This is a genomic window from Nocardia aobensis NBRC 100429, assembly GCF_000308375.1.
GTDB lineage: Bacteria > Actinomycetota > Actinomycetes > Mycobacteriales > Mycobacteriaceae > Nocardia > Nocardia aobensis.
The window spans coordinates 40,082-49,352 of sequence record NZ_BAFQ01000011.1 but is presented as its reverse complement, the minus strand read 5'-3'; the positions used below and the strand labels follow the sequence as shown (position 1 = coordinate 49,352).

Sequence of the window (9,271 nt, the reverse complement as noted above, 5' to 3'; positions counted from 1 at the left end):
TTCTCGCCCCTCCACCGAACAGGCCAACTGCTCGCCGTTCACGGCGTGACCGAGCTGGAACGTCTCGTCATGATCGATCAGCATCCGATCGACGCGCTGACCGTCGAAAAAGGTGCCGTTGAGGCTGTGCGCGTCCTCGATTTCCCAACCGTCCGACCCGCGCTCCAAGACGGCGTGCACGGAAGATACCCGCGGATCGGTCACCACGATGTCGGCCGCCAGATCTCGGCCGACATTGTATGAACCTCCCGCGTGCAGCCGATAAACGCGCTCTCGCGTCTGCACCACAAGAACGGGCGCCTCGGGAAATTCTGTGGAGGACTGATCATCCGCCATAACGGGAGTATACGACTCGAAACGCCCTGCCGCCGCAAAACCGGCCACCGGGACTTCCCTGGCAGGTTCCGCTCTGCTCCATTTTCGCGCGGCCCTGAACCGCGCTGACCAGCGAGAACGACCGGCGAGTGGAGAGCCACCACCACCCGGCAGCCGCTGACGAGGCAGTGCGGCCGCTGCACCGACACCCGACCGAACCAGCCGCGGAAATCACCGTGACGAGCTCGGAAATACCAATTCGATCGAACCCGAACAAATCTCGCAGCTGAATATTCCCATTGATTCATTGGCGCCGGAATTCCGACACAGCCCATATTTTTCCCACAGCCGTGACCGCGCTACGCGTCTTCCACGTCGACCACAAGGCACTGGAACCGGGACGGCCGGCGTCGGCGCCTGTGCTGCCACCACAACAGCAGCATCGACCTCCTCACCACGCGCGGTGTGTCAGCAATCATTCAGCGTTCACGGGCTGAATAATCCGCATATGACGTCGATCGGGCTGCCCCGCAGAGCGATGCTCGCCCTGGCCGCGTGCGTACCGTTGAGCGTTGTGGCATCCCGGCGCGCAGGGGCCGCCGCCCCGCCGATCCGATACACGATGACGGCGTTCACCAACGACAGTCAGACCGATATGTGGGTCTACGAATCCACCGACGCAACGAATTTCCGGCTCGTCCAGGCCGACGCCTACCGTCCACCGGACGCCGACCCCACCGACACCCCGGCAGCGGCGGTCACGACCGAGAAGGGCTTGTGCCGCGACCCCAGCGTCTTTCGTCACATCGACGGCGAGTACTACGTGACGTACACGACCGCATGGGACGGCGACACCATCGGGTTCGCTCGCAGCCGCGACCGGATCCACTGGGAGTTCCTGTACGAGTACACGATTCCGTTCGGCGGTGTCACCCATACCTGGGCGCCGGAATGGTTCGTCGACGGTGACGGCACGGTCAGCGTCCTGGTGAACATCAACGACGGCACGGTCTTCCGGCCCTACGTCATGACCGCGACCACCTCATCGCTGAGCCGGCTGCATTGGACCACGCCCATACCGCTGGCAGGCGTCATTCCCGCACCGGGCGGCCTCGGCTACATCGACACCACGGTCAAGTTGTCGCAGGGACGCTACTACGCCTTCGTCAAGAACGAATCGACCAAGAACGTCGAGGTCGCGGTGGCCGACCGCCTGGTCGGCCCGTACACGTTCGCGCGAACCGGGAACTGGGCGCGCTGGGGCGGACCGGGCCCGGGAGAACCGCGCGAGGGACAGTGCGTGATCCCGCTCCCCGACGGCCGATGGCGGATCTACCTGGATGCCTACGACCTCGACGAACCCACGCACGGTCACTATCTGTACAGCGACACCGTCACCGACGACCTGCTCGGCGAGTGGACCACACCGAAGGACCTCCCCGTCCTGTCCGGTTTCGTCCGCCACTTCACCGTGTTACCCGAACAGCTGAACACCGGCCCCCAACCGGGTCCGAAGCCCGCCACGCGGTGAAGACGATCGGGCCGCGGCCTGCCCGCCTGTCCTACGGGGACAAGTCGAAACGCCGCCAGGTGATACCTGGCGGCGTTCGTGTTGGTGAGCCGACGTCCAACATGCGCCTCTCGGCGAGTGGTCGCTCGAAGCGACGAATGGGGTGCGGCCCGGGGCTGTCCGGACGCCGACAGCGCATACAACTTGGAAGGTCGGCGAACTATTCCACCGGATGCCAGCCCATGCTGTCGGCCTGGGCTGTACTCGGGTACCGCCACAGCCTTGGACGATGCAGTCGGGTCGGCCGGTGTCAGTTTTGTTGGGTGAGTTTGGCGTTGAGCTCACGCGCTTCGGCGAGCTGGTCTTCGAGGATGATGATCCGGCAGGCCGCCTCGAGGGGGGTGCCCTGGTCGACGAGTTCGCGGGCACGGGCGGCGATACGCAGCTGGTAGCGCGAGTAGCGGCGGTGCCCGCCGGCCGAGCGTTGCGGGGTGATCAGTTTCGCCTCGTCCAGGGTGCGCAGAAACGCCTGGGTGGTGCCGAGCATGTCCGCGGCCCGGCCCATCGTGTAGGCGGGGTAGTCGTCGTCGTCGAACTTCTCGTTCGCGGTGGGTGATTCAGAAATCCTGTGGCCTCCATACGCCGGAGCGCCCCGATGCCAGACGGCACCGGGGCGCTGAAAGGGGGAATGTACTTGCGTCTTCCGACATGTAACCGAAGCGTCGGCGATCACACGGACCAGATGTACTTCCGAGTGACCCGACGGGCAACTCCTCCCTTCTTCTCACGGGTTACTTCAACTTTCCGTTCCACTTCATTTCTTGCCCGGCGGGCGGCGAGACCGTCGTACTTGCTGGTCCCGCAGCCGCGCCCGCCGTCTTCCCTCTCACGGGCAGTTCATCATCTCCCGTGCCATCTCGACACTTTCTTTCCTTACGACGAGACAGAAGTTACCCCATCACGCGATGGATGTCTACTGTCGCCACTACAGCTTTTTTGGGTCGGCCTCGGCGGGTCATCACACCGGGTCCCAAGGTGTGGCATGGTGGAGGCGGGTACGGGTTGTTGCAGTGATCGCCCGGCTCGCTACAGGAAGTTACGAAAAGTACATGTCACAAGGCACCGTGAAGTGGTTCAACGGCGAAAAGGGCTTCGGGTTCATCGCCCAGGATGGGGGCGGCCCCGACGTTTTCGTCCACTATTCCGAGATTTCCGGCTCCGGCTTCAAGTCCCTGGATGAGGGCCAGCGAGTCGAGTTCGAGGTCGGCCAAGGCCAGAAGGGCCCGCAGGCCCAGAGCGTCCGCGCCATCTAGAGCCGACAGAGAGTGAAGCCCGCACCGATGGTGCGGGCTTCCTTGCTTTCCGACCCAGCACCAGCGGCTCACGCTGGTCCTGGTCCCCCACCGACTATCGCGCCCGGATGTTCCCCGGCGGTGCACACAGTGGAACGCGCTGACCTGCGATGTCAGCCGAATTGGGAATTAGTTTGTGAGTCAGGGCCTCAGGGTCCGAATCACGGGAACCGGAAACCGGCTCTACCGGGAAGTATGGAGCCGCCTGGGGGAATCGAACCCCCGACCTTTTCATTACGAGTGAAGCGCTCTACCGACTGAGCTAAGGCGGCGTGCCTTTCGGCGGTGCGAGTCTATCGTCTTCGGTGACCGAACACGAAAACGGCAGGTCATCGCCGCAGCGTCGCCATGATCTCGGCCAGGCGGCGGGCCTTGGTGGTCGGGGTCCTGGCCTTCAGCAGAGGTAGGACGAGTAGGTAGCGGGCCGTTCGGTCCAGAGCGGCGAAGCGATCGGCCGTCGTGGTATCGGCGGCCAGGGCCTCGGCAAGCTCGGGCGGAACGGGTGCCGAGCGCTGGGGCGCGTAAGCGGCGGCCCAGCGACCGTCGGCGCGGGCGGCCTCGACCGCGCGGAGGCCGGGTGGGCGCATCCGGCCCGCGGCGATCAGGGCCTCGGCTCGCGCGACGTTCACCTGGGACCAGGTGCTGCCGGGACGCCGGGGTGAGTAGCGCTGGAGGAACGAGTGGTCGTCGTGAGCGCGCCGGTGACCGTCGATCCAGCCGTAACACAGGGCCACCTCGGCGGCCTCGTCGATGGTGATCAGAGACTCGGACGAACCCTTGCGGGCGATCATCAGCCAGGCGCCGTCGTCGGTGTGGTGACCGTCGAGCCAGTCGGCCCAGGCGGCGGCATCGGGAAAGCGGTTGGCGGCAGGGAGATTTCGCACCACGGTTCGTCCTTTCGTCGAACTCCATGCTGCCGGTCGAAGTGCTCATCTTTTGAGCACTTTTCTCGACGAGGTCGCCGGAAGGTCGGTCGCGCCGGTCGATCAGGCGGAGCGGGCCGCGATGAGGCCCGCGACCATCGCCGCGATGGCGAAGCGGGGCTTGACGTTCAGATCGAGGGCCTCGCGGCAGGCGAGGACGGCCTCGATGGAACGCAGCAGCCCCTCGGGTCGCACCTCGTCGGCCAGATCGCGGATCTGATCCGACAGGTCGGGGTGGGTCAGGGTGATCGCCGGGGACGGATTCGTGGTGGAGGTGCCGAAACGCAGGGCCAGCGCGTCGCGGTACAGGCCCGCGACATCGATCAGCGCCCGGTCGAGGGCGTCGCGGCTGGTGCGGGTGGCGCGGGATTTCTGCCGGCGCTCGAGGTCCTTCAGCACGCCCGCGGAGCCGCGGGTCGCCGAGGCGGCGCCCTTCCCGGTGCCGCCGGCGCCCAACGCGGTCGCCAACTCGTCGCGTTCGCGCTCGTCCCGTTCCGCGCTGACCTGTTTGGCCTCCTCCTCGGCGGATTTGACCAGTTCGTCACCGGCCGCATAGGCGGCGGCCGGCCGGGTGACCGCCGAGACCAGCGACAGTGCGCGGGTCCGGCGGGTGCGGGCCTGCTCATCGGTCGCGAGCCGGCGGGCGCGGCCCACATGACCGCCGCTCACCGAGGCCGCCCACGTCGCCTGGTCCGGGCTCAGCCCGTCGCGCTCGCGCAGCACCTGCGCGATGGCGTCCACGGACGGCGTCACCAGGTGGACATGCCGGCAGCGGGATCGCAGCGTGACCGAGATGTCCTCCGGGTCCACCGACGGTGCGCACAGCAGGAATACGGTCCGCTCAGGCGGCTCCTCGACCACCTTCAACAGCACGTTGCCCGCGGCCTCGGTCAATCGGTCGGCATCCTCGATCACCACCACCTGCCACCGCCCGGTGCTGGGACGCCGGGCCGCGACCTGCACGATCTCCCGCATTTCCTTGGTGCCGATGCTCAGCCCCTCCGGAATCACCCGCCGGACATCGCCGTGGGTACCGGCCATGGTGGTGGTGCACGCATGGCAGTGACCGCAGCCCGGCGTGCCCTCGGCCGTACATTGCAGCGCGGCCGCGAAGCACAGTGCCGCAACGGATCTGCCGGATCCGGGCGGCCCGGTGAACAGCCAGGAGTGCGTCATCGCCGAGGACGCGATCCCGGTGCGCGCCGCCACGGCGGCAGCGGTCAACTCGGACTCGACCGAGTCCTGGCCCACGAGCCGATCGAAGACACCTGCCACGCGCTACACCCTAATCGGCCGCACCGACAAGCCGACCGGCACCGAGCAGCCGCCTACTACGACGCGCCCGCTACGACGCCGCCCGCTACGACTCGGCCGTCGACTTCGCCGCGGCCTTCTTCGCGGGCGCCTTCTTGGCCGCGGTCTTCTTCGCGGTCGTCTTCTTCGCGGCCGCAGTGGTCTTCTTGGCCGTCGACTTCGCCGCGGTCTTCTTGGCGGGCGCCTTCTTCGCGGTCTTCTTGGCCGCCTTCTTCACCGGGCCCTTGGCCCGGCGATCGGCGAGCAGTTCGGAGGCCCGCTCATCGGTGATCGACTCCACCTCGTCGCCCTTGCGCAGGCTGGCATTGGTTTCGCCGTCGGTGACGTACGGACCGAACCGCCCGTCCTTGATCACCATCGGCTTGCCGGTGGCGGAATCGTTGCCCATCTCCCGCAGCGGCGCCGCACTCGCCGCCTGGCGTCCGCGGCGCTTGGGTTCGGCGTAGATCTTCAATGCCTCGTCCAAGGTCACGGTGAAGATCTGGTCCTCGGTGGCCAGGGAGCGAGAGTCCGTGCCCTTCTTCAGATACGGGCCGTAGCGGCCGTTCTGCGCGGTGATCTCGTCGCCCGATTCGGGATCCTTGCCGACCACCCGAGGCAGCGACAGCAGTTTCAGCGCGTCCTCGAGGGTGATGGTCGACAGATCCATCGACTTGAGCAGCGAGCCGGTCCGCGGTTTGGGTGCGGCTGCCTTCTTGGCGCCTTTCTTGGCGTCGAGGTCGGCCTCGGGCTCGGGCAGGATTTCGGTGACATACGGCCCGAAGCGGCCCTCCTTCGCCACGATCCGATGCCCGGTTTCGGGGTCCACACCGAGCGAGCGCCCCTCCTGCGGGGTCGCGAACAGCTTCTCCGCGACCTCGGGTGTCAACTCGTCCGGCGGCAGATCATCGGGCAGATTCGCGCGCTGGGAAACCGGATCGCCATCCGGATCGTCCGGGTTCTGAACCATGCGCTCCAGATACGGACCGAAGCGCCCGACCCGGACCACGATGTCGCGGTCCTGGTCGTCGGTGAACATCTTGATCGAGTTGACCTCGCGGGCATCGATATCGTCGAGCCGCTCACCGACCATCCGCTTCAGACCGCCGGAGCGTGCCACCGACCCCTCGGCGCCGTGGTCACCACCGAAGTAGAAGCTGGTCAGCCAGTTTCCGCGCTGCTCGCGACCGCCGGCGATGGCGTCGAGATCGTCTTCCATCGCCGCGGTGAAGTCGAAGTCGACCAAGCGGCCGAAGTACTCCTCCAACAGCCCGACCACCGCGAATGCCACCCAGGACGGCACCAGCGCACTACCGCGTTTGTAGACGTAGCCGCGGTCCAGGATGGTCTTGATGATCGAGGCATAGGTCGACGGGCGCCCGATACCCAGCTCCTCGAGCGCCTTGATCAACGAGGCCTCGTTGTAGCGCGGGGGCGGATTGGTGGTGTGCCCGTCGGGCGTCAGCTCGGTGGCGTTGACGTTCTGGCCCTCGGTCAGCGCGGGCAGCCGCGATTCCGCATCGTCGGACTGGCCGCCCGCATCCTCGTCGACACTTTCCACATATGCCTTGAGGAAGCCCGCGAAGGTGATCGTGCGACCGGACGCGGAGAACACGCATTCCTCGCCGGTGCCGGCGCGGCCGGTGATCCGGACCGTCAGCGTGGTGCCGCGCGCGTCGGCCATCTGCGAGGCGACCGTGCGCTGCCAGATCAGCTCGTAGAGCCGGAATTCGTCCTGATCCAGCCGGGCGTGCAGCTGGCCCGGCGTGGCGAACGTGTCACCGGCGGGCCGGATCGCCTCGTGCGCCTCCTGCGCGTTCTTGACCTTGCGGGTGTACTGCCGCGGCGTCGGATGGACGAACTCCGGGCCGTACAGCTGGGTCGCCTGCGCGCGCGCCGCGCTGATCGCCGACTCCGACAGCGTCGTGGAGTCGGTACGCATATAGGTGATGTAGCCGTTCTCGTACAGCCGCTGCGCCACGCGCATCGTGCGCTCGGAACCGAACCGGAGTTTGCGCGCGGCCTCCTGCTGCAGCGTCGAGGTCATGAAGGGGGCATAGGGCCGCCGGGTGTACGGCTTGGATTCGACCGAGGTGACCTGGAAATCCGCATTCTCGAGCCCCGCGGCCAGCCGCCGTGCCGCGGCTTCGTCGAGGACGGTGGCACCGTTGCGAGTCTTGAGCTGACCGTCGGATCCGAAATCCCGGCCGCCCGCGACGCGGGAACCGTCGACGGTGACCAGCCGCGCACCGAAGATCCGCGGGTTGGCCTCGTCGCTCTCCCGGCCGCCGGCGTCGAATTTCGCCGCGATGTCCCAGTACTCCGCGGAGCGGAACGCGATGCGCTCCCGCTCGCGCTGCACGACGATCCGGGTCGCCACCGACTGCACCCGGCCCGCCGACAGTCGCGGCATGACCTTCTTCCACAGCACGGGGCTGACCTCGTAGCCGTAGAGGCGGTCGAGGATGCGCCGGGTTTCCTGGGCGTCGACCAGGTCGTTGTCGAGTTCGCGGGTATCGGCCGCGGCGGCGCGAATGGCCGGCTCGGTGATTTCGTGGAACACCATGCGCCGGACCGGAATCTTGGGCTTCAGCGTCTCGAGCAGGTGCCAGGCGATGGCCTCGCCCTCGCGGTCGGGGTCGGTGGCCAGAAAGAGTTCGTCGGCGTCGCGCAGCAGCGTCTTCAGCTCCGAGACCTTGGCCTTCTTGTCCGGACTGACGACATAGATCGGCTCGAAATCGTGGTCGACGTCGACACCCAGCCGGGCCCAGGACTGGCCTTTGTATTTGGCCGGCACATCCGCGGCACCGCGCGGAAGATCGCGGATATGGCCGACGGACGCCTCGACCGTATAACCGCGGCCCAGATAGGGCGCGATCTTGCGGGCCTTGGTCGGCGACTCGACGATGACGAGACGACGCAGGGGACGCCCCCGGCCGGCTGCGGCCGCATCGGGCCCGGCGGAGGCCGCATCGGGAGTCGGCGATGCACCGCGGTCTCGTGTTGCCACCGGCGAACACACCTTTCCTGTCGACCCGCGCGGCGCAGGCGCGCGGCGCGCGGCTGGGGCAAGAGGGAGAGACGAATGTCTCCCGCCAGAGACGTTTATACCGTGTTTCGCTGTCGTGGAGTCCGCACTGCGGACCCGCGACCCAGGAGTCTCGGCTGTTCTGCGCGGCACATCCCCGTGGGTACCGTCCGAACCGAAATGGCTGCGAACTGCAGAAAAACCCCCTTGTGGGCAACTCGATCAGATCGAAAAGCCCCGGTTTTCGATCGAGTCTACTTCCCCCGCATATGACTCGTCCCTCACCGCGTGCTCGCGGTGAGGGACGAGATCAGACCTTGTTGGGTTACTCGCTCAGCTGAGCGCGCGAACTCCGGTGGCCTGCGGGCCCTTGGTGCCCTGGCCGACCTCGAATTCGACCTTCTGGTTCTCCTCGAGGGTGCGGAAGCCCGAACCCTGAATCTCGGAGTAGTGGACGAAGACGTCAGCGGAGCCGTCCTCGGGCGCGATGAAGCCGAACCCCTTCTCCGCGTTGAACCACTTCACAGTTCCCTGTGCCATTCTGTTCCTTCTCTTTCCATACCGGAACGGCGGACAAGTTAGGTTGGTCCACCGGGTCCGTTCCGACCGCTGTACTCTGTTCCCCCTGCAGGAAGCTTCAAGCACACCGTTCGCAACATCGATCCTGCTGATGGTTTGGACCTTTGATCCGTTCCCTCGAACACAGAAGCTTGCGACCGAGAACTAGTGAACCATGTCCGCGCGCAATTCGACAGCCGAGTTACCGACAATTTGCAAAAAAGATGATCTTGCGAATGTGCAGGTGAGGGGCACAATGCCCAAATCCAAACTTGAAGTAGGTTTGCTTAGC

At 66.4% G+C, this 9,271-nt stretch carries 8 protein-coding genes and 1 tRNA gene; 2 read left to right on the top strand and 7 right to left on the bottom strand.

Translation table 11 applies throughout. The annotated features are described in order from the left end of the window. Positions 1-336 (bottom strand): FHA domain-containing protein (locus tag RJ03_RS01865; RefSeq protein ID WP_036497397.1); only part of this gene is annotated, 336 nt, incomplete at its 3' end. A 487-nt stretch (positions 337-823) separates the two neighbouring features. Here RJ03_RS01865 and RJ03_RS01860 point away from each other — a divergent pair. Beyond that, the gene (locus RJ03_RS01860; RefSeq protein WP_167331948.1) at positions 824-1,846 is read left to right on the top strand and encodes a glycoside hydrolase family protein; all 1,023 of its coding nucleotides are present in this window, start codon (positions 824-826) and stop codon (positions 1,844-1,846) included. Between the two features lie 289 nt (positions 1,847-2,135). On the opposite strand, the gene RJ03_RS01855 is transcribed toward RJ03_RS01860, so the two are convergent. After that, complete coding sequence (locus RJ03_RS01855; protein ID WP_051024138.1) at positions 2,136-2,390, bottom strand: MerR family transcriptional regulator; 255 nt, start codon at positions 2,388-2,390, stop codon at positions 2,136-2,138. A 544-nt stretch (positions 2,391-2,934) separates the two neighbouring features. On the opposite strand from RJ03_RS01855, the gene RJ03_RS01850 reads away from it, so the two are divergent. Beyond that, positions 2,935-3,138: a cold-shock protein gene (locus tag RJ03_RS01850; RefSeq protein ID WP_036497396.1), complete on the top strand. Its 204-nt coding sequence runs from the start codon at positions 2,935-2,937 to the stop codon at positions 3,136-3,138. A gap of 235 nt (positions 3,139-3,373) precedes the next feature. Here the strand turns inward: RJ03_RS01850 and RJ03_RS01845 are convergent. The 5 genes from RJ03_RS01845 to RJ03_RS01825 form a co-directional block, all read right to left on the bottom strand. Continuing rightward, positions 3,374-3,449 (bottom strand) — tRNA-Thr (locus tag RJ03_RS01845). 57 nt (positions 3,450-3,506) lie between these two features. Then, positions 3,507-4,064, bottom strand: a complete 558-nt coding sequence (locus tag RJ03_RS01840; protein ID WP_036497394.1) for a YdeI/OmpD-associated family protein — start codon at positions 4,062-4,064, stop codon at positions 3,507-3,509. Between the two features lie 99 nt (positions 4,065-4,163). Next, on the bottom strand, positions 4,164-5,375 hold the full coding sequence (locus tag RJ03_RS01835) for a DNA polymerase III subunit delta' (RefSeq protein WP_036497393.1): 1,212 nt from the start codon (positions 5,373-5,375) through the stop codon (positions 4,164-4,166). Between the two features lie 85 nt (positions 5,376-5,460). Further along, positions 5,461-8,316, bottom strand: a complete 2,856-nt coding sequence (gene topA / locus RJ03_RS01830) for a type I DNA topoisomerase (protein ID WP_036497413.1) — start codon at positions 8,314-8,316, stop codon at positions 5,461-5,463. Positions 8,317-8,754: 438 nt separating this feature from the next. After that, positions 8,755-8,961, bottom strand: a complete 207-nt coding sequence (locus tag RJ03_RS01825) for a cold-shock protein (protein WP_011206895.1) — start codon at positions 8,959-8,961, stop codon at positions 8,755-8,757. Between the last annotated feature and the right edge of the window lie 310 nt (positions 8,962-9,271).

What these genes read in the sequence shown, in the direction of transcription:
- RJ03_RS01860 (WP_167331948.1), top strand. Translation starts at nt 824, where the DNA reads ATGACGTCGATCGGGCTGCCCCGCAGAGCGATGCTCGCCCTGGCCGCG.
- RJ03_RS01855 (WP_051024138.1), bottom strand. Translation starts at nt 2,390, where the DNA reads ATGGGCCGGGCCGCGGACATGCTCGGCACCACCCAGGCGTTTCTGCGC.
- RJ03_RS01850 (WP_036497396.1), top strand. Translation starts at nt 2,935, where the DNA reads ATGTCACAAGGCACCGTGAAGTGGTTCAACGGCGAAAAGGGCTTCGGG.
- RJ03_RS01825 (WP_011206895.1), bottom strand. Translation starts at nt 8,961, where the DNA reads ATGGCACAGGGAACTGTGAAGTGGTTCAACGCGGAGAAGGGGTTCGGC.